The following is a 19,787-nucleotide window of genomic DNA, read 5'->3' as shown; positions in this document are numbered from 1 at the left end:
CGTGCGTCACACCGGCGTCACCGGCCCGTTCCCGCCGCCGCGGGCGACGGCGCGGGACACGCGCCGACAACGCCCGGGTGACAGCGGTGCGGCATCCTTGCCCTTTTATGGAGATCCCCTCGGAGCGCGCCGGCATCCTGATCCTCCGGGTGTGGGTGGAAGGCGGCAGGCGGGACGGATTGCGCGCGCGCATCATCCGCACGGTCGACGGGGGCCGTGCGGCCCCCTCCGCGGCGTGCGCCGCCGACGACGTCCTCACGGCCGTACGGGCTTTTCTCGATGAGTTGCTCGAACCGGGCGAGTGACTTTCCCGCGACGCCCCGGTGACGCCTTTGCGACGCGCTTCGGAGAAAACCCGACCTACACGATCTTGCTTTTTGTTCGTAATATGGCTTCCAGCACCCCGAGAGCAAAAAAGATCATTCGAGCCGACATCGCCCGGGGGGAGCCGGTGAACGAACAAGCTCACACGATGACGTTGAGGCTGCTCAAAGGATTCTCTCTGTCGGTGGATCACACACGTGTTCCGATATGCTCCAGCGCTCAACGGCTCATCGCGTTTCTCGCGCTTCAGGGCATGCCGCGCACACGGACTTATGTCGCCGGCACGCTCTGGCCGGATGTCACCGCATCACGCGCCCACGCCAACCTCAGATCGTCCCTGTGGCGTGCCGCCCGGACCGGACACCACATCATCGACACCTCCACTCAGGAGCTGGCGGTCACCGAGCGCATCACCGTCGACCTGCACGACGCGGTGACCCGCGCACACCGGCTGCTCGACGCCTCCCGCCCCTGCGACGACATCCTCACCACTCAGACCCGGGTGGACCTTTCGGCCGATCTGTTGCCCGAATGGCCGGAGAACGAATGGATGGTGATCGAACAAGAGCAATTCCATCAACTCCGGCTCTACGCCTTGGAGGCGATGGCCGAACGGCTGACCGCGACGCGACGCCATGGTGAAGCCGTCGCCGCCGGACTGGCCGCCGTACGCGCCGAACCGCTGCGGGAAAGCGCCCATCGCGTCCTGATGAAAGCGCATCTCGCGGCCGGCAACAGAGGCGCGGCAATACGGCAGTACGAACTGTACCGTCGCATCCTCAGAGAAGAGCTGGGACTGGAACCCTCTCTCGCGCTCAAAAACCTTCTGCCGCTGCCCGCACCGCACGGTGGGCGGCGCCCTCCCCCGTCCGCGGGCTCCGTCCCGGCCCGCTGACGTGACGCCGCCGGGGGCCGGGTGCCGGAGCCCGCCCGGCCCCGGCCCCCGTCCTCTGGCGGCGGCCGGCCTCCGCCGGCGGTGTGCGCCCGGCGCGGCCCGCCGTCACCCCCCGTCCACCCGCTCGATCAGCAGATGCCGGGGGCCGCGGAGCACGGGGCTGCTCCGGTAGGGAGGCGGATCCTCGGCCAGGCGGAGCGGGCCGAGCCCGTGGAGGAGCTCGGTCAGCGCGATCTGCGTCTCGATACGGGCGAGGGGGGCGCCGAAGCAGCTGTGGATTCCGCTGCCGAAGCCGAGATGCCGGTTGTCCGGGCGTTCCGGGTCGAAACGGTCGGGGTCCTCGAATCGCAGCGGATCGCGGTTGCCGGAGGCGAGGACCAGGATCAGGGGGACGCCCCGGGGGATGACGGCGCCCGCGATCTCGATGTCGACGAGCGGGGTGCGCTGCGGAAGCATGTGGACCGGAGGTTCGTAGCGCAGCAGTTCCTCCACCGCCGCGGGCATCAGTTCGGGCCGGTCGCGCAGGAGCGCCAGTGCTTCCGGGTGGCGCAGCAGGGTGAGCATGCCGTTGGTGATCAGGTTGACGGTGGTCTCGTGCCCGGCGATGAGGAGCAGTACGGAGCTGATCATCAGCTCCAGTGGGGTGAGAGCGCCTTCGGGGCCGGGGTCGTTCACCAGTGCGGAGAGCATGTCGCCGGTGGGGTGACCGCGCCGTTTCCCGGCGAGTTCCCCGAGGTAGTGCGCCATCTCCGCGCGGGCCGCCAGGGCCGCTTCCCGGCGCCGGGCCGGGTCTTCGCCGGGGGAGATGTCGAGGCTGGTGATGACCGTGGTGGTCCAGGCGTGGATGCGGGGGACGTCCTCGTGGGGCACGCCCAGGAGCCGGCAGATGACGGTGACGGGGAGCGGGTAGGCGAAGTCGTCGACGAGATCGATCCGGTCCTTGTGCCGGAGTCCGGCGACGAGTTCCCGGGCGATGGCGGTGATGTCGCCGTGCAGGGCGTCGACGCGGCCGGGGGTGTGGGGCGGTCCGAAGGGGCGCATGGCGAGGCGGCGGAGCCGGTCGTGTTCGGGGTCGTCGAGGCCGATGAAGGACGGCGGCAGGCTGCTGTCCTGGGGAAAGGGCCCCTCCGGGTCCGTGCGTTCGCGTGTGTCCGAGCTGATCCGCGGATCATGGAGCAGGGCGGTGATCTCGTGGTAGGCGCCGACCAGATAGCTGCCGTCCTCCTGCCGGGCGACCTTGGCCCGGCGCAGTTCGGCGTAGAGGGGGTAGGGGTCGGCGCGGTGCGCGTAGTCGGTGATGCGGCGGAACAGGGTGTCCTGGGCCATGGGGCTCCTCGTCGGAGAAGGGGCTCTGTGTGCTCAGCCGTCCTGGTGGTGGACGACCGCGAGGCGCCGGTCGGGCAGATGGCCGGTGAGGGCGACGCTGGGGCCGTGCGAGAGCACCGCCGGGTCCGGGACGGCGGAGGGTACGGGGGACAGCGGGGGCCCGGGTCCGTCCGCCGCGCCGGGCCCGGGCGGGAAGGGCGCCCCCGACTCGATCAGGCTCTGGTAGTGCTCCAGCCATTTGGCCCGGTTGACGCTGACCGCCGCCGTGACGCGTCCGCGGTAGCCGTAGACCGCGACCAGCCGCCGCTCCTGCGGGGAGCCCTGGACGATCACCACCTGATCGGAGAAGGTCGGCACGCCGACGGACTTGATGTTCAGGCCGAACTGGCTCGACCAGAACGCCGGCACCGCCAGATGGGGGCGCCGGTCGGGCCCCGCGCTGACCATGTTGTGGGCCGCCACCTCGGCCTGCGCGACCGCGTTGCCCCAGTGTTCGAGGGACAGCATCTGATACTCGAACAGCGGGTGCGGGAACCGGGCCACATCGCCCGCGACGAAGATGTCGTCGGTGACGATCCCGTACATGTCGAAGGCACGGCACCCCGCATCGCAGGCGACGCCCCGGGGGCCCGCGGCGAGCCCCGAACCGGCCAGCCATTCCGTGTTGCGGACCGCCCCGAGGGCGACGACGGCGACCTCGGCGTCGACCCGGCTGCCGTCGGAGAGCTCGGCCCCGGCGAACCGGCCGCCGTCGCCTCTGAGCGAGGTGACCGTGACCCCGCAGCGCAGGTCGACCCCGTGTGCGCGCTGCTGGGCGGCGGCGAGCGCGCCGAGGGTCCCGCCGAGCGCGCCGACCAGGGGCGCGGGCCCGCGTTCGGCGACCGTGACCTCAAGGCCGCGCTCCCGGCACGCGGAGGCGATCTCCGAGCCGGTGAATCCGGCGCCGATCACCAGGACCCGGCGCGGCCCGGCGTCCAGCAGCCCGGCCAGCCGGCTCGCATCGTCGGCGGTGCGCAGGGTGAGCACCCCGTCCAGAGCGGCCTCCCCGGGGTTCGGCCAGGGGCGTGCCCGCGTTCCGGTGGCGATCAGCAGCCGGTCGTAGGGCAGCTTCTCGCCCCCGGCGAGCAGCACCCGTTTCCCGGCCGTGTCGAGCCCGGCGGCCGGCGTGCCGAGCCGCCACCGCGCGTCCACCGCCCGGCGGCGCGGCAGGCCGACGTCCCGCGCGCGTACCCGGCCGAGCAGCACCTGCTTGGACAGGGGCGGTCTGTCGTACGGGGGCAGGGCCTCGTCCCCGACGATGGTCAGCTCACCGGCGAACCCCTTCTCGCGCAGGGTCTCGGCCGCCCGCAGCCCCGCCAGCGACGCCCCGACGACGACGATCCGGCCGCCGCGCGGCTCACCGGACATCGGCGACCGCCTGCTCGCCGCTGAGAATGGCCTGGACGGGGCAGGCCGCCACCGCCCGGCGCACACGTTCCCGCTGGTCGGCGGGGACGGTCGGCTCGTACATCAGGGCCTCCTCGCCATGGAGTTCGAAGACCTCCGGGGCCAGAAACACGCACTGGGCATAGCCCTGACAGCGATTGAGGTCGACCACGATCTGCATCCGGAACCACTCCTCGCCTCCCCCCTCCGTCGTCTCCGTCCTACCGCCCCTGGGCGGCCCGCGCGGCCCGGGATGGGCCAGAGGGGGCGGACGGACCCCCGTCAGGCGGAAAGGAGGCCGGTGTCCGGGCGCGGCGGGCGGCTGGGAAAGGCCCGTCCGGGACCGGGTCCGGTCCCGGCTCGGGTCCCCGGTGGGTCAGCGGGCCTACGGCAGGGGCGCGGTGTACCGCTGGACCTGGACCGAGGCGTCGACCTTCGCGCGCCGCTCCGGTACGTCGTAGAGCCCGGCCTCCGTGCCTTCCAGGAAGCCCCCGCCGATGCCCAGGAACCGGCCCTGGGTGTAGTGGACCCCGTGCACGGGGGAGCGGGGGCCGTCGTTCTCGTCGCTGACGCCCGTGGTGGCGACGAAACCGCTCAGCACCACCGGGGGGTGCAGTGCGGTGGCGCTGGCGCCCTTGACCCGCAGCCCCGCGCCGGTGTCGGGAGCGACGGGGGAGTGGCCGTCCCGGCGGGCGTAGCAGCCGGAGAGCAGCACGGGCCGGTTGTTCCCGCCGCGTGCGGTCAGCAGCCAGCCGTCGGAGCCGTTGCGGTCCGTCGAGCAGCCGTTGTAGATGACGCCGTCGCAGTAGCGGTCGACGTGGTAGCCGTACTTCCGGTTGAAGACGCTGCGGCAGGAGGTGTAGGTGACGTCCCCAGGGGCCACATGGTAGAAGCCGGTGGCGGTGTCCCCGGCGAGGCAGTCGGTGAGCTGTGCGTCGGTGAGGCTGTCCAGATGGAAGCCGTTGACGTCTTCGCCCCGGGTGTTCCAGCAGGTCACCTCGGTGAGCCGCCATCCCTTGGCGAAGCTCTTCCGGCCGTCCTGCCGGGTGTACGGGGCGACGTTGACGCAGTGCCCGGTGAACGTCCAGAAGGTGCAGCCCTCTATCCGCAGGTCCCGGACCTGGCCGGTGCTGTAGAGCCCGTTGACGCCGCCGGCCACTCCGCCGCCCTCGTGCCGTGTGCCGTTGAAGGCCAGATCGACCAGCCGGACCCCGTCGATGTCCTCGGTGCGGCCGGGGACCTCCTCCTTGTCCTGGATGCGCAGCAGGGCCTTGCCGGTGAAGGAGCCATGGGGCTTGATGCAGGAGGGGGCGCCCGCCCGGTACGGCCAGCGCGCGGCGTGCGATCCCCGGATGGTGATGTTCCGTTTGTTGATGTGCAGCATCTGCGCCGTGCGGTACTCCCCGGCCGGGAGATAGACCGTTCCGCCTTCCTTGCAGGCGTCGAACGCCTTCTGCAGAGCGGGGCCGTCGTCGGCGACATCGTCGCCCTTGGCTCCGTACGCGGCGTCGGTGACGTCGATCCAGCCACGGGCCGGGGGCACGGGCTCGGCGGCATGGGCACTGCCCCCGCTCAGGGCCAGGGCGGCGGGCGCCGCGGTGGCGGCGCCCGCCAGGAAGGCCGCCCGGCGGGTGAGCCCGCCCTCGTCGCTCCGGTGCGTGGATCTCTCGGCTCGGGACACCCGCGGGGTCTCTCCTTCTACGGGACGGCTGATGGACGGCCTCCCCGACCAGCTGGGAACCGGGTCGGGGAGACCAGATGCGATCATGCATGCCGCCCTCGGCCCCAGGGCAGCCCCCTGCGTCTTTTGTCCGGGAAACGGAGGCCATCACCGCACTTGACGGCTCCTCGCGGCCGTGCGGACCGGCGGCCGGCGGTGCCGTCGCGGCGTAGGCCCGTACGCCCGTATGCCTGCGCGGCTGCGCGTCGTTCAACGTACGACACCCGTGGGTTCGAAAGTGCCTGAAAGCTCCCCCCTCGGGCCGCTGCCCGCTAGCGTCGTAACCCTGCTCGGAAGAACGGGGGTCGGCCGTGCGCAATGAGGATCGTGAGCTGCCGCAGTGTCCGGGGGCGCTGCATGGAATGTCGACGGGGGCGGGCGTCGACGTCCAGCGTCGGCTCGAATTCCTGGTGCGGGACTTCCGCACCAGCCGTCCGCCCATGCCCGTCGTGGTGCTGCACGCCGAGGACGTCTCCGGCGCGGACGGCTCCGATGAGGACAGGGTCGTGGAGCTCGTCGAGGAGCTGTACGCGGGACACGACGCGCACGGCACGCGCTGCGCCGTCGCCCCCGACGTACGGGAGGGCCCGACGGAGCTGCGGCGGGCCGCGGGGCTCGTGCGCGATCTGAGCGACCCGAAGCGGTGGGACGGACGCCGGTCCCTCTACCGGCGCTACTCCTTTCCCCGGCTCCGGCTGGTGCGGGCCATCGAGGACGCGGTCGGCGAGCTGGACGCCGACTGGCCCCGGCTCCCCTCCGCCTCCGGCGTCGCCCGGGGCGCGCCCGACCCCGCCCAGCGTCTGCTCGATCAGCTGGCCCGGCAGCGCTGGCGCCCCAAGGACTCCGTCCGGTGGAACGCCCGGCTGAACCTGTTCGACATGGCGCACATCCTCCCCGCCAGCCTGGTCGCGGTGCTCGCGGCCCTGCTCGCGCGCAGCCACTGGGCCGTGGCGCTGGGCTCCGGCCTCGGCATTCTGCTGCTGCTCACCCTCCTCGACAACATCCTGCCCGGCCGGGCGCCGATATTCCTCTGGCTGCGCCGGGAGAGCCGCTGGTTCATGACCACGACCTTCCTCCGTGCCCCCTCGCCCGGCCGGCCGACCGATTTCTCGCTGCTGCGGCCGGCCCGTTCCTGGAACGCCATCGCGGCGCGCGCCCACGATGTGGCGGAGGCGCTGAAGACCGGCGACGACTTCCAGCTCCAGCTCTACGTCCTGGCGCTCTTCGAGGATCTGCGCGACAACCACCGCCGCTGGAGCTGGGATCTGCGCGGCTTCAAACGGCCGCGCCCGCCCGCGCTGTTCCTGCCCCGGGCGAGCGCGGAGAACGGCGGCATCGAGCTGATCAAGGCGGTCAGCGATGTACGGAGCCGGCGCAGCGAACTCGACCCGCTGGTCATCGTCGCCGCCGTACGGGGCGCCGATGTGGGGCGGCTCCAGCGCAGTGTGATCCAGGGGCCCGGCACGGCCCCGTGGACCTGGTACCAGGAGTGGGGCCGGAATCTGCGCGCCGGACAGTCGCCGAGCCGCGCGCTGGCCGAACTGCCCTGGGTGATCAAGGTCCCGCTGCCGGGCGACCGGCTGGTGCCGCCCGCCGACGGGCAGCGGCACTGTGTGAAGGCCGCCGCCAAACCCACCGCCGCCCGGCTGGTGTGGTCCCTGCACACCCTTCTCCTGGTGATCGCCCTGCTCGCCACCGGTGTCGGGCTGCGCGCCCAGGAGCTGCACGAACGGCACTGCTCGGCGTCCCTGCTGACGGCCAACCAGGACAGCGCGCGCCTTCCGGGGGACCCCGGCGGGACCGAGTGCATAGGGATCGCCACGGGCGATGTGCGTTTCGCCGACTGGCTCACCTCGGACGGCACATCCCCGGCCCGGGACCAGACGCCCTGGAGCGTGGCCTGGCTGGAGGAGCGCATCCGCGAGGAGAACGAGAGCATCCTCGCCGAACACCCCGACAACCATGTCACCGTGGTCTACGCCGGGCCGCTCAGCTCCCCCTCCGACAGCCGCTCCCCCGTCAAGGGCATAGAGGAACTGGCGGGCGTCTATCTGGCCCAGGCCGCCATCAACGACAGCAGCCCCGTCCAGCTCCGTGTCCTGATCGCCAACGGCGGGGTCGACATGAGACACCAGGTGCGGATGGCCGACGCCATCGCCGCGTACGCGAAGGACGATCCGACCGTCGTCGGCGTCCTCGGCGCGGGGCGCAACCTCACCACCAGCGATGACATCGCGCGGAAGCTGGGGAACGGGTGGCTGCCCGTGGTGTCCGGGACGAACTCGGCCACCGATCTGCCGCGCAGGTTCGCCAACTGGTTCAGCCTGGCCGCGACCGATGAGTGGCAGGTCGCCCAGCTGGGGCTGATCGCGGCCCAGCTACGCGAACCGGGCACCCGGCAGCATGCGCTGGTCCTCGCCCGCGACACCCGCAAGACCGACGACCGGTACACCCAGGAGCAGGCGGAGTACGGGGGCCGGATGCTGCGGAAGCAGGGATACGCCATGCTGCCCCAGCTCGAGTACGCCGTGCGGGCGGGCCGGCCCGAACTCCAGGTGCACACGGAGAAGTTCTGCCAGGGCGAGAGCGTGCCGTCGGTGATCTACTTCGCCGGCCGGGCCGAGGATGTGGCGCCCCTGATGACCCAGCTCAACACGGAGCCGGGCTGCGCACGCCAGCGGATCTCGATCCTCACCGGCGACGATCTGTCCAAGGCGGACTTCTCGCCCGGCGGGGAGGGCGTGGCCCCGTCGGTGACGCTGTACCACTCGACCCTGGCCGAGCTGCGGCTGGCGGCGCCTCGGACGATGTTCTACAAGAACGCCGCGAAATACCTTCCGAAGCTGGGCTCGGGCGAGGTGTCGTACGACACCCACGCCCTGGCGAGCGGCCAGACCGCGCTGGCGCACGACGCGACGCAGACCCTCTACCGGGCCGCCAGCCGCGACGGCGCCCCCCAGAGCCGCGCCGCGACCTGGGTGCACCTCAGAACGGTCAAGCTCGGGGGCATGGCCACCGGCACGATCGATCTCACCGGAGCCAAGCCGTACGCCGACCGGAGCGGGCACAGCATCGCGCTGAAGGAGGTGAAGGGGACACCGGACGGGAAGCCCACGTCCCGTGTGCTGTGCAGCAGGATCGCCGGGGACGCGCGCCCGCTGTCGGTGAAGGAGTGCGCGGTGAAGCCCGAGGACTGACGGCCGGGGCGGGCCTTGCCGTTCTGCCGTTCGCGGGCAGGGCTCGCCGGGTCGCGGGGACGCTCCGGGCGTCACGGGACCCCGGCTGCTTCCGGCCAGGAGACGAGATCGCCCGGTGATAGGCGGCGCGTCCCGCACCCTTGACCTCAAGGGAGCTTGAGGTCCTACCGTCTCCCCCATGACCATGGAGACCACAGCCTGGACCCAGCTCTACCACATGAAGAACGCCGAACAGGGACGGCGGCCCTTCGCCCGCGCCACCCTGCGGAGGATCGTGGGCTTCGCACGGCCCCACCGCCGCCGTATCCTCCAGTTCGTCCTGCTCAGCATCCTCACCGCGCTGCTCGCGGTGGCCACGCCCGTGCTCGCCGGACAGGTCGTCGACACGATCGTGTCCCACGGCGAGCAGGGGATCGTCATCCGGCTCGCCGCGCTCATCGCACTGATCGCGGTCGCCGAAGCCGGACTCGGCCTCCTCGAACGCCGGCTCTCCTCCGCCCTCGGCGAGGATCTGATCCTCGACCTGCGGCGGGCGGTCTTCGACCATGTGCAGCGGATGCCGGTGGCGTTCTTCACCCGCACCCGGACCGGCGCGCTCGTCAGCCGTCTCAACAACGATGTGATCGGCGCTCAGCATGCCTTCAGCAGCACCCTCTCCCGGGTCGTCGGGGACACCGTCACCCTGCTGCTCACCCTTGCCGTGATGCTCACCCTGTCGTGGCAGATCACCCTGCTGGCGTTGGTGCTGCTGCCGGTGTTCATCGTGCCCGCACGGCGGATGGGGAAGCGGATGGCTCTGCTCCACCGTGAGGCCGCGCAGTTGAACGCGGCGATGGGGACCCGTATGACCGAGCGTTTCTCCGCACCCGGGGCCACCCTGATCAAGCTGTTCGGACGGCCGGGGAGCGAGTCGTCGGAGTTCGCGGCGCGGGCCGCCAGGGTCCGGGACATCGGCGTCCGGACCGCGATGGCGCAGCACACCTTCATGACCGCTCTCACCCTGGTCTCCGCGCTCGCGCTCGCGCTGGTCTACGGTCTCGGCGGTTACTACGCCCTGCGCGGCGCCCTGGAGCCCGGCGCGGTCGTCGCCCTGGCTCTTCTGCTGACCCGGCTGTACGCACCGCTGACCGCGCTCGCGGGGGCCCGGGTGGAGGTGATGAGCGCCCTGGTGAGCTTCGAGCGCGTCTTCGAGGTACTCGATCTCAAGCCGCTCATCGAGGAGCGGCCGGACCCGGTGGAACTGCCGGAGGGGCCGGTCGCCGTCGAGTTCGAGGGCGTCCGCTTCGCCTACCCCTCCGCGGACAAGGTGTCGCTCGCCTCGCTGGAGGAGGTCGCCGCGCTCGACCCCCGGGGCGGTGACGAGGTCCTGCGCGGCATCTCCTTCCGCGCCGAGGCCGGGCAGACCGTGGCGCTCGTGGGATCGTCGGGCGCGGGCAAGTCGACCATCGCCTCCCTGCTTCCGCGCCTGTACGACGTGGACGAGGGCGCCGTGCGGATCGGCGGCGTCGATGTACGGGATCTCTCCGCGGCGTCGCTGCGCGGCACGCTGGGGATGGTCACCCAGGACGGGCACCTCTTCCATGAGTCCGTACGCGAGAACCTGCTGCTCGCGCGGCCGGAGGCGACGGAGGACGAGCTGTGGGGCGTGCTGCGCCGGGCGCGGCTGGAGGAGCTGGTGCGATCGCTGCCGGACGGGCTCGACACGGTCGTCGGCGAGCGCGGATACCGGCTGTCGGGCGGCGAGCGGCAGCGTATGACCATCGCCCGGCTGCTGCTGGCCCGTCAGCGGGTCGTCATCCTCGACGAGGCGACCGCTCATCTCGACAACACCTCGGAGGCCGCGGTACAGGCGGCGCTCACCGAGGCGCTGTCGGGGCGTACGGCCGTGGTGATCGCCCACCGGCTGTCGACGGTGCGCGCCGCCGATCAGATCCTGGTGGTGGAGGGCGGGCAGATCGTGGAACGCGGCACGCACGAGGGGCTGCTGGCGGAGAACGGGCGGTACGCGGAGCTGTACCGCACCCAGTTCACGGCGGCCGAATCCGAGGGAGCGGACTCCGGGGAGAGGGTGCGGGTCTGAACGGGGCCGGTGCTCAGCGGGGCGCGATCAGGGCTTGCCGCACCGCCCGATCGCATCGAGGAGGAACCCCCACTCGTTCGGGCCCGCCTGGGCCTTGGCCTTCTCCGGCAACCGGCTCGCCGTCAGCGTGCCGTACCACACACCGGACTCCGTGATGAGACCCGCCAGCTCGTCCCCCATCCCGTCTACCAGACCCTCTCCCTGCCACCCTCGCTGCTGGAGCCGGTCGCCGACACGCTTCACCTCGGCCCGGCCCAGGCGGTTCCGGGACAGCACCGTGACCATGACTTGGCAGCCCTCGCGTTCCTTGGGAAAGTCGTGCACGATCACCTCTTCCCCGATGCCCTCCGCGGCGGCGCGGAAGTCGCTCAGCACCTCCTCGCTGGACTTCTCCCGCTTCTGCGCCTTGTCCCTGGACGGCATCCGCTTCGGCGACGGCTTCGCCGAAGCGGACGCCGACGATTCGCCCGCGGACGGCCGCTCAGCGCTGTCGGCGGTGCCCCCGCACCCCGCGAGCAGCAGCGTCCCCGCGACGACGCTCGCCGTCATCGAACTTCTCAGCCCTCTCATGACCCCACCCTTGCGACAGACTCACCCGGCGTCGAACGCCGGGCCGGAGGACGCAGTTTGTCATGATCAAGGTCACTGGGCCGTGGGAGGTCGCTGGGCCGCCGGAGGGCCGCCCCGGGCTATGCGGCGCAGAACTCGTTGCCCTCGGGGTCCAGCATGATCCACCAGTGTCCGGCCGGGCCCCTGTCCACCTCCCGTACCCGGGTGGCGCCCAGGGACTCCAGTCTCGCCACCAGATGGTCGAGCCCCTCGGATTCGGCGTGGACGTCGATGTGCAGACGGTTCTTGACGGTCTTGCTCTCGGGCACGTCCTGGAAGAGGAGCCGGCGGCCACGGCCGATGCCGCTCGTCTCGTCGAACGGGTCCTCGGGGTGCCGGATCGCGGCGTAGCCCCGGAACCTCCGGCGGCCTCCGTGTTCGGTGACCGCGTCCTCGCCGATGTGACCCGCGGCGAGGAGCTGCCCGATGAGGGCGTCGGGGTCCTCCACCGTGTAATCCAGCGCGGCGGCCCAGAAATCCGCGAGCACGGCCGCGTTGTCGCTGTCGATGACGAGCTTCCAGTTCAGTGCCATGCAAACGGTTGTACGGGTTACCTGGACGCAGCCGCAACCCGTCGTCCAGCGCCGTGCCCCGGGCCGATGGAGCCGCACTCCGGGTGCATCTGGTTTCCTGGAGGGACGGACGGCCCAGCGCCGTCGCACACCGAGAACGGATGCCCTTGCCCCTCCCCCGCACACCCCACCCGCCGGCGTGTTCCCCGCTCCCGCCCTGGGACGACCTCCCGTGCGCGCCTCCCGCCGAGGCTGTTCCCCCCGGCCGCCTCGACCGCCGCCTGAGCGGCGGGGAGTTGACGCTGCGTACCGTGCAGTCACCGGCCGCCTACGAGGAGCTGCGCCGCACCGGCGTCCTGCGTGGCAGCACCGCCACCGCGACGCCCGAATTCACCCGGTCGTACGCGTGGATGGCCCACCGCATGGCACAGCGGTTCGGTCTCCCCATGCCTCCGGACGCCTCGCCGGTGTGGGCGTGGGCCCGTGTCTCCCGCCGGGGCCTGGTCTCCATGTTGGCGGACGAGCCCACCGAGACGGCGGTGCTGACGGCCCGCGTCCGGGCCGACCGGGCCGTGCTCTCCTCGTACGACGCCTGGCACGCCGTCCTCAACATGCACCCGCTGTGGCCGGACGAGGAGTGGGAAGCCCGCCAGTCGGCATGGGAGCGGCGCTGGCCCGACCACTGCGGCGCCGGCCCGGACGGCTCGATTCCCGCCCTGATGCGCGAGGAGACGGAGTCCACCTGGGAGGGCGTATTCACCCTGGGACGGGACTGGGTGCAGGCGTGTCTCCCCGAGCTCACGGCGAACGACGTCCTCACCGTCACCCGCTGCCGGCCCCGCCCCACCGCGAACCCCGGCCGCTGACCGCGCCACGGCGGAAGCGGTCCGTCGGCCGGCCGCTGCTCGGCACGGTCCGTCCGCGTCGCGGCGCAGGCGTTGCGGGACGAGCCCCGTCCCGTGGCAACGCGGCCAACGTTGCCGATCCGGCGGTCGCCGAGCGCAACGGCTCCCCCGGGCTCCATGCTGGGGCTCACCGCCCGCGGGATACGCCGGGTGGCCCGGCGTCCCGCCGACGCCTGGCGGCGGGGAATGGAAGGGGACGTGATGGACCGTTCACTGCTGTCGCTGAGAGCGACCCTCGTGCTGTTGCTCTCCGCCCTGGCCGGGGTGACGGCAGGCGTGCTGAGCACGCTCGCGGGTGACGGAGCCGCCCGGAGCGTGCTGGCAGGTCTGGCGGCGGCCGGGCTCGCCGTGCCGTTCTTCGACCGGCTGGTCGCGGGCGATCGGCCGCGGGAGCGGGCCGGGGCGGAGGACGGGGACGCCCGTGGGTGAGCTCCGGCCGCTGGCCCAGGATCTGACGCAGGAGTCCCGGGCGCTGGCGCAGGCGCTGCGCGAGCTGTTCGACGGGCTGGATGTGTCGGTGCGGCGGTACGCGGCGCGGCGTATCCGGGATCCCGGGACCTTCTCACGCTATCTGAGCGGCACCCGGGTACCTCCCTGGGAGGTGGTGATGGATCTCTTCACCGATCTCGCCGAACACCGTGGCACCGTCGCCACCCCCGAGGCCATCGAGCTGCTGCGCGGTCTGCACCGCGCCGCCGTCGCGACGGGGGCCTCGCCCAAGCACGCCGTGGAGGTGCTGGAGCGGCAACTCGCCGACGCCGACCGGGTCTCACGCCGCTCCACCGCGCGCGGCGACGTGCTGGGAGACGCGCTGTTGGACCGCAAGCACCGCATCGCCGATCTGGAGGTGCGTCTGAGCCAGCTGGAAGCGGAGTGGAGCGCCGAGCGCGAACGAGCGGATCTGCTGGCGGCGGCCCGCCCCGACGTCTCCGAGCTGCTGCGGGAACGCGACGCTCTGCGGGACGAGGCGGCCCGGCTCGCCGCGGACCTGGTCACGGCGGAGCAGCGGCGCGATCAGGCCGAAGCGCGGTGTGAGCTCCTCGAACGCCAATTGGAGGCCATCGAGCGGGTGCAGCAGACCGGCCGCGCTGCCGGTCGCTCCCCGGAACGCGCAGCGCCTGCCCAAGATCCTTGTGGTGGACGACCAGTCGGACAACCTGCTCGCCATGAGTGCGGTGCTGTCGACGCTCGATCAGGAGCTGGTGGCGGTCTCCTCGGGGCGGGAGGCGCTCAAGGCACTGCTGGACGACAACGATTTCGCGGTGATCATCATGGATGTCCAGATGCCCGACATGGACGGCTACGAGACCGCCGCGCACATCAAACGCCGGCCTCGCACCCGCGATGTGCCGATCATCTTCCTCACCGCGATGGGGGCGGACCCGGAGCATTCCGCCCGTGGGTACGCGGCGGGCGCGGTCGACTACATCGGCAAGCCCTTCGATCCATGGGTGCTGCGTGCCAAGGTCGCCGTGTTCACCGGGATCCATCTCGAACGCCGCTGGGCCGACCGGTGAGCTCCGGGGACCGGGGCGGCTCCGCGGGGCCCGGTCGGCCGGAGCCGGAGCCGGGCGGCTGACAGCCCTCCGCGGATACCCCCGTACCGAGCGCCGTCCCCACCCGATCAGAAACCCACTTGACTTCAAGTGCACTTGAGGTTGAAAGCTGTTCCTCATGACCTCGACCAGTGAAGACCTCATCTCCCTCCGCTCCCCCTCCCCTTCCCCCTCCCCTTCCCCTTCCCCTGACAGCACGATCGGCTGGGCCGAACTGCCCGCGCTGATGAGCCTGATGGACGGCGCCGAGAAGCACGGCCCCGCCGCGACCTCCACCCTCGACACGCTGTGGGTGCTGTACGACCGGGTGCTGCGGGTCTCCCCGGACACCGCCGAGGCCCCCGACCGCGACCGCTTTCTGCTCTCGAAGGGCCACGGCCCGATGGCCTACTACGCCATCCTCGCCGCGAAGGGCTTCATCGATCCTGCCGTGCTTCCCACCTTCGGGCGCTTCCACTCCCCCCTGGGCCACCATCCGGACCGCACCCTGATCCCGGGGGTGGAGATCGGCAGCGGTTCGCTGGGCCACGGACTGCCGATGGGGGTGGGCACCGCACTGGGGCTGCGCGCCCGAGGGCTGTCCGACCCGGCCGTGTGGGTGCTCATCGGCGACGCCGAACTGGACGAGGGGAGCAACCACGAGGCCCTCGCCTACGCGGGCGCCGCCCGCCTGGACCGGCTGCACACCGTGGTGATCGACAACCAGTCCGCAACCCACGGCTGGAGCGGCGGGATCGCCTCCCGCTTCAGCGCCGCCGGCTGGTCCGCCGTCACCGTCGACGGGCGGGACCACGAGGCCCTGCACCGGGCCTTCACCCAGCCTCACCCCGGACGGCCGCACGCGGTCGTCGCCGTCGTCGAACCCAAGAACTGACCCGTCCAGCACCGAACCGCCCAGGAGCCACCGCCATGCGTGACCGTTTCATCGCCACCGCCTCCGCACTGCTCGACGAGGACCCCCGCGCCGTCGTCGTGCTCGCCGACATCTCCTCCGACGGATTCCAGGACGCGAGCCGCGCCCATCCCGACCGCGTGATCAATGTGGGCATCCGGGAGCAGCTGCTGGTCGGGGCGACCGGGGGCCTGGCCCTGGCCGGTCTGCGCCCGATCGCCCACACGTTCGCCAGCTTCCTGATCGAGCGGCCCTTCGAGCAGGTGAAGCTCGACCTGGGCCATCAGGCCGTGGGAGCGGTCCTGGTCAGCGCGAACGCGTCCTACGACTGGCCGGCCGGCGGCCGTACGCATATGGCCCCCGGCGATGTGGCGCTGCTGGACACACTGCCGGGCTGGACGGTCCATATCCCCGGCCACCCCGACGAGGTCGAACCGCTGCTGCGCGACGCGATGGCGGGCGACGACCTGGTCTACCTCCGGCTCTCGGCCCAGAGCAACGGCGCGGCCCGCCCGATCCGCCCGGGACGCTTTCTCACGGTCCGCGAGGGCGCCGGACCGGTGGTGATAGCGGTCGGACCGGTGCTGGACGATACGCTCAAGGCCGTCGAGGGCCTGGACGTCACCGTGCTGTACGCGGCCACCGTGCGCCCCTTCGACACCCCCGCGCTGCGTGCCGCCCTCACCGGCCGGGCAGCGGCCGATGTCGTCCTGGTGGAGCCGTATCTCGCGAACACCTCGGCCCCCTTCGTGAGCGAGGCACTGCACGATGTCCCGCACCGGATCCTGGGACTGGGCGTGGCGCGCGAGGAGCTCCGCAACTACGGCGAGCAGCACGAGCACATCGCCGCACACGGCCTGGACCCCCGTTCACTGCGGGACCGCATCACCGCCTGGCTCCCCGCGCCCGTCTGAGCCGACCCGGGGTGAAGTGACCATCGCCGTGTCCCCCTGCGGACCGGGTGGCAGGGGGAACGGCGGGCGGGGGTCAGAGTCCGAGCGCCTCGGCGGCCAGAGCGGTTCCCCGGAGGCGGGCGTCGATCTTGGCGAAGGCGAGCTCGCGTGAGGTGGAGGTGTCGTCGGCGAACGGCGAGAACCCGCAGTCGTCGCAGGTGCCGAGCTGCTCCACCGGGATATGACGGGCCGCCAGCAGCACCCGGTCGCGTACCTGTTCCGGGGTCTCCACGGCGGGGTCGATCGGATCGGTCACTCCGATGAACACCCGGATGCCCGGCCGCAGCTGATCGGCGATGATACGGAGCACCCGCTCGGGCTCCGCCTCGCCGGCGAGCTGGATATAGAAGTTGCCGGCCTTCAGCTGGAAGAGCTTGGGCAGCAGACCGGCGTAGTCGACGTCCAGACTGTGGGTGGAGTCCTGGTCCCCGCCCGGACAGGTGTGCACGCCGAGGCGGGCTCGCTCCGTCTCCGAGAACCGGCCGAGCACTTCATTGTTGAGGGCGATGAAATCGTCGAGCAGAGCGCCGCTCGGGTCCAGCTTGAGCGAGAGCCTGCCTTCGGTGAAGTCCAGTTGGACCCGGTCCGCGCCCGCGTCCAGACAGCCCCGGATATCGGCCTCGGCCTCATGGGCGAGGTCGCTCAGAAAGGTCTCGCGAGGATAGCCGTCGATGGGTTCGGCGGGGTAGAGCAGGCTGAGCGCGGAGGGCGCGATGACCGCCTGCTTGATGGGGCGGTCGGTGTGGCGCCGGGCGGTGCGCAGATATTCGGCGGCGTTGACCTGATAGCGGAAGGGGCCTCCGGTCAGACACGGCAGCTGCCGGGTGTGGCCGTCTTCGAAGGGGATGACGGCGCCGTGCGGGTCGAGGGCGCCGAGACCGGAGAGGGGATAGGTGACGAAGCTGGGCTTGGCCTGCTCTCCGTCCACCACCAGAGGGCTGCCCAGTTCGGCCAGCCGGGCCAGTGTCTCCGCCGTGGCCTCCTCCTGAAGCCTGGTCAGATCGGCGTCGCTCAACCGGCCCTGGGCGTGTTCGGCGAGGGCGGCTTGCAGCGCGGGAGGCCGGGGGATGCTGCCTATGGGTTCGGTGGGGATGGTCATGGCCGGACGATAGAAAACGGCTCTCCCCAACGGCAAGGCTGTGACAGGAGTGCCCGTCGGTCCGGATCTGCCGGGCGATACGGCCGGGGCGGCGGCAGAACCAGGATCGCCGCAGGTCACCGCCGGGCGACCGGGCGAGGGACACGATCCGGCCCGTTGGACCGGGGACGGATCCCGGCGGTGGAGAGAGCGAGGAATTCACTCGATCGGTTGATCAATTCAGAGTTTGCCTTGACTCGGCCCGACAAGGGCGTCGACCGCGGCACGCCGGGGCCCTCGCCGCCCGAGGAAGTCCGTGTTGTCGGCCCACTGGTCCACGCTCCCGGAGAGCGGCAGGGCCCTCACCTCCGGGTCGGTGATCGTCTCTCGCAGCGCCTGGACGAACCGGTCGGCGCGCAGCACCTGGTACGGCCGGCTGTGGTACCGCCGGCGCGTGGGGTCCACCGGTTCGGCGAGCCCCGTCCCGTTCTGCAGGGCGGCCACGGTCTCGTAGGCGTCGCACAGATGGCGTTCCCGTTCCGGGTACGCCTCCGCCGCCAGCGCGCCCCGCAGCGACGGCGTCAGCCGCTCGGCCACCGCCAGCCGGCCGAAGGCGCTGCCGAGCCATTTGCCGTACGGGGCGTACCGCCGGCCGAGGAGCAGGCAGATCCGCATCAGATCGCGTACCAGCCGCCCGGTGACGACCGCGGATCCGAGGTCGTCGCCGACCTCCGCGCACCGGCCCGCGAACGCCTCCTCCTGGGAGATCCGCTGCCACTGGCAGGCCAGCAGATGGCGCCAGAGCTGGTCGGGGTACCACGCGAGCCGCCGGCGTGCCGCGGTGAGCGTGCCGGGCCCGTCGTGGAAGACCGCGCCGCCGGTGACCTCGGCGAGGGTCTGCTGGGGCATCGCCAGCCAGTCGGCGACCGTCACTTCGGCCGACTCGGGTACGAGGGGAGCGAGGCCGGGCCGGGCGCTCAGCCAGCCGCCGACATGGTCCACCGAGATCCGGTGGTCGACCGGGCCGTCCGTCAGCTCCATATACCCGACCGGGTCCGCGGGGTCGTGGTGCCGGAAGTGCGTGGGCCAGCCGCGCACCTGCTTCGGCAGCCGGTCCGACAGCAGCCGGCGCAGATCGGCTCCGTGCGCGGCGACGTCGTCCGGCGCGAGGAACAGATCCAGTCGCGGCCCCCACTCGTGATCCGCCGACCGCTCCGTGTCGAAGCCGAGCACCTCGGAGCCCGGACCGACCCGCGCGGCGGCGTACCGCAGTCCCGGGTACGCCCCGTCGAGGATCGGCCGTACCGCCTCCTCGTAGAGGATCCGTGACAGCGTGAGTCCGGGAAGGAAGGCGGGACCGGGCTTCGTCATGCGATCACTCTGCTGAGCGAGCGCTCCGGGGGCCAGCGATTTTCGGGTGACGCGGCGCGGCCGGAGTCGTGTGGCGCGCACCGGCCTCGCGCACCGGCCCTGCGCGGAGGGCGCCGCGCGGGTCGACGGGCGGCTCCGCGTGTCGGCGGGCTGAGCGCCGTGCTCGCGGCCATGATCCCCGGGGGGGCCGGAGCGTCTGTCCGGGCCACGGTCCGATCATTCCGTCGCACCCGATCATTCCGTCGCAGCAGAACAGAGGTACGACCGTGAGTACACGAGAACAGGGACCCCTGAGGTTTCTCGTCCTGTCCGCCTCCCGGCGCGCCGACGCGCTCAACACCTCCTTGGCCGCCCTGGCCGCCGAGACCGTCTTCGCCAACGGCGGCACCGCGACGCTGGCCACCGTCAAGGACTTCGAGGTCCCGGACTACGACGGCGATCTGGAGGCGGCCGAGGGCGTCCCGGCCGGGGCGCGGAGGTTCAAGGATCGGCTCGACGAGGTCGACGCCCTGGTGATCGCCTCGCCCGAGTACAACGCCTCGGTCCCCGGTGTCGTGAAGAACCTCATCGACTGGACGTCCCGCTTCCGGCCGCAGCCCTTCAACGCGCTGCACGGACTGCTCATGTCCGCCTCCCCCTCCATGACCGGGGGCAACCGGGGGCTCTGGGCGCTGAGGATCCCGCTCGAACATCTCGGCGCCCGGGTCTATCCCGATATGTTCTCTCTGGCCCAGGCCCATACCGCGTTCACGCCGGAGGGCCGGCTGGCCGACAGCACGCTCCAGGCGCGTTTCGAGACCAACCTCGCGGATTTCATGAGCCTCACCGAGGCCGCCAAGCGCTACCCGTGCGCGAAGAAGGCATGGGTCGAGTATCTCGGCGAACACCCGGACAGCAGCTTCGACCGCATCCAGACCGGATAGCCGACCGGACGGGGGCGCTCC

The 19,787-nt window shown here is 71.8% G+C and carries 17 protein-coding genes and 1 pseudogene; 10 read left to right on the top strand and 8 right to left on the bottom strand.

The features are described from left to right. Positions 1-107: 107 nt before the first annotated feature. Together FF041_RS09955 and FF041_RS09950 are read left to right on the top strand one after the other, a co-directional pair. The gene (locus tag FF041_RS09955) at positions 108-305 is read left to right on the top strand and encodes a hypothetical protein (protein WP_153522185.1); all 198 of its coding nucleotides are present in this window, start codon (positions 108-110) and stop codon (positions 303-305) included. Further along, positions 302-1,219, top strand: a complete 918-nt coding sequence (locus tag FF041_RS09950) for an AfsR/SARP family transcriptional regulator (RefSeq protein WP_323391548.1) — start codon at positions 302-304, stop codon at positions 1,217-1,219. The genes FF041_RS09955 and FF041_RS09950 overlap by 4 nt, the downstream gene beginning before the upstream one ends. A 105-nt stretch (positions 1,220-1,324) precedes the next feature. Here the strand turns inward: FF041_RS09950 and FF041_RS09945 are convergent, their stop codons facing one another. The 4 genes from FF041_RS09945 to FF041_RS09930 form a co-directional block, all read right to left on the bottom strand. Continuing rightward, the gene (locus FF041_RS09945; RefSeq protein WP_153522183.1) at positions 1,325-2,545 is read right to left on the bottom strand and encodes a cytochrome P450; all 1,221 of its coding nucleotides are present in this window, start codon (positions 2,543-2,545) and stop codon (positions 1,325-1,327) included. Positions 2,546-2,578: 33 nt separating this feature from the next. Then, on the bottom strand, positions 2,579-3,952 hold the full coding sequence (locus tag FF041_RS09940) for an NAD(P)/FAD-dependent oxidoreductase (RefSeq protein ID WP_153522181.1): 1,374 nt from the start codon (positions 3,950-3,952) through the stop codon (positions 2,579-2,581). After that, positions 3,942-4,151 (bottom strand): ferredoxin, encoded by a 210-nt coding sequence (locus FF041_RS09935; protein ID WP_153522179.1) that lies wholly within the window; start codon positions 4,149-4,151, stop codon positions 3,942-3,944. The genes FF041_RS09940 and FF041_RS09935 overlap by 11 nt, the downstream gene beginning before the upstream one ends. A gap of 204 nt (positions 4,152-4,355) precedes the next feature. Continuing rightward, positions 4,356-5,651, bottom strand: coding sequence for a glycosyl hydrolase family 28-related protein (locus tag FF041_RS09930; protein ID WP_194291983.1), 1,296 nt, complete (start codon positions 5,649-5,651; stop codon positions 4,356-4,358). Positions 5,652-6,052: 401 nt separating this feature from the next. On the opposite strand from FF041_RS09930, the gene FF041_RS09925 reads away from it, so the two are divergent. Then, a complete protein-coding gene (locus tag FF041_RS09925; protein WP_153522216.1) occupies positions 6,053-8,887 on the top strand; it encodes an ABC transporter substrate-binding protein in 2,835 nt (944 codons plus the stop codon). Positions 8,888-9,071: 184 nt separating this feature from the next. Further along, positions 9,072-10,967, top strand: a complete 1,896-nt coding sequence (locus FF041_RS09920; RefSeq protein ID WP_194291985.1) for an ABC transporter ATP-binding protein — start codon at positions 9,072-9,074, stop codon at positions 10,965-10,967. Positions 10,968-10,994: 27 nt separating this feature from the next. On the opposite strand, the gene FF041_RS09915 is transcribed toward FF041_RS09920, so the two are convergent. Both FF041_RS09915 and FF041_RS09910 read right to left on the bottom strand, forming a co-directional pair. Then, positions 10,995-11,537, bottom strand: coding sequence for a hypothetical protein (locus tag FF041_RS09915; protein ID WP_153522173.1), 543 nt, complete (start codon positions 11,535-11,537; stop codon positions 10,995-10,997). Positions 11,538-11,656: 119 nt separating this feature from the next. Then, a complete protein-coding gene (locus FF041_RS09910; RefSeq protein ID WP_153522171.1) occupies positions 11,657-12,109 on the bottom strand; it encodes a VOC family protein in 453 nt (150 codons plus the stop codon). Between the two features lie 290 nt (positions 12,110-12,399). On the opposite strand from FF041_RS09910, the gene FF041_RS09905 reads away from it, so the two are divergent. The 5 genes and pseudogenes from FF041_RS09905 to FF041_RS09885 all read left to right on the top strand — a co-directional run bounded on the left by FF041_RS09905 (position 12,400) and on the right by FF041_RS09885 (position 16,355). Then, complete coding sequence (locus FF041_RS09905) at positions 12,400-12,954, top strand: DUF3841 domain-containing protein (protein ID WP_194291982.1); 555 nt, start codon at positions 12,400-12,402, stop codon at positions 12,952-12,954. A 240-nt stretch (positions 12,955-13,194) separates the two neighbouring features. After that, on the top strand, positions 13,195-13,422 hold the full coding sequence (locus FF041_RS09900; protein ID WP_153522167.1) for a hypothetical protein: 228 nt from the start codon (positions 13,195-13,197) through the stop codon (positions 13,420-13,422). Continuing rightward, positions 13,415-14,510: pseudogene (locus FF041_RS09895) on the top strand (response regulator). The gene FF041_RS09900 and the pseudogene FF041_RS09895 overlap by 8 nt, the downstream one beginning before the upstream one ends. 157 nt (positions 14,511-14,667) lie before the next feature. Further along, positions 14,668-15,423, top strand: a complete 756-nt coding sequence (locus FF041_RS09890; protein WP_153522123.1) for a thiamine pyrophosphate-dependent enzyme — start codon at positions 14,668-14,670, stop codon at positions 15,421-15,423. A 35-nt stretch (positions 15,424-15,458) separates the two neighbouring features. Continuing rightward, positions 15,459-16,355, top strand: coding sequence for a transketolase family protein (locus tag FF041_RS09885; protein WP_153522121.1), 897 nt, complete (start codon positions 15,459-15,461; stop codon positions 16,353-16,355). Positions 16,356-16,428: 73 nt separating this feature from the next. Here FF041_RS09885 and FF041_RS09880 read toward each other — a convergent pair whose 3' ends face one another. Together FF041_RS09880 and FF041_RS09875 are read right to left on the bottom strand one after the other, a co-directional pair. Beyond that, a complete protein-coding gene (locus FF041_RS09880; RefSeq protein WP_153522119.1) occupies positions 16,429-17,493 on the bottom strand; it encodes a cobalamin-independent methionine synthase II family protein in 1,065 nt (354 codons plus the stop codon). A 219-nt stretch (positions 17,494-17,712) separates the two neighbouring features. Continuing rightward, positions 17,713-18,843, bottom strand: coding sequence for a DUF4037 domain-containing protein (locus tag FF041_RS09875; protein WP_153522117.1), 1,131 nt, complete (start codon positions 18,841-18,843; stop codon positions 17,713-17,715). A 266-nt stretch (positions 18,844-19,109) separates the two neighbouring features. On the opposite strand from FF041_RS09875, the gene FF041_RS09870 reads away from it, so the two are divergent. Beyond that, entirely contained in the window at positions 19,110-19,766 is a 657-nt protein-coding gene (locus FF041_RS09870) for an NADPH-dependent FMN reductase (RefSeq protein ID WP_323391545.1), read from the top strand. The last annotated feature ends 21 nt before the right edge of the window (positions 19,767-19,787 follow it).

Origin of the sequence: Streptomyces jumonjinensis (genome assembly GCF_009600885.1) — a bacterium.
Taxonomy (GTDB): Bacteria; Actinomycetota; Actinomycetes; order Streptomycetales; family Streptomycetaceae; genus Streptomyces; species Streptomyces jumonjinensis.
This window is presented reverse-complemented; position numbering and strand designations above follow the sequence as displayed.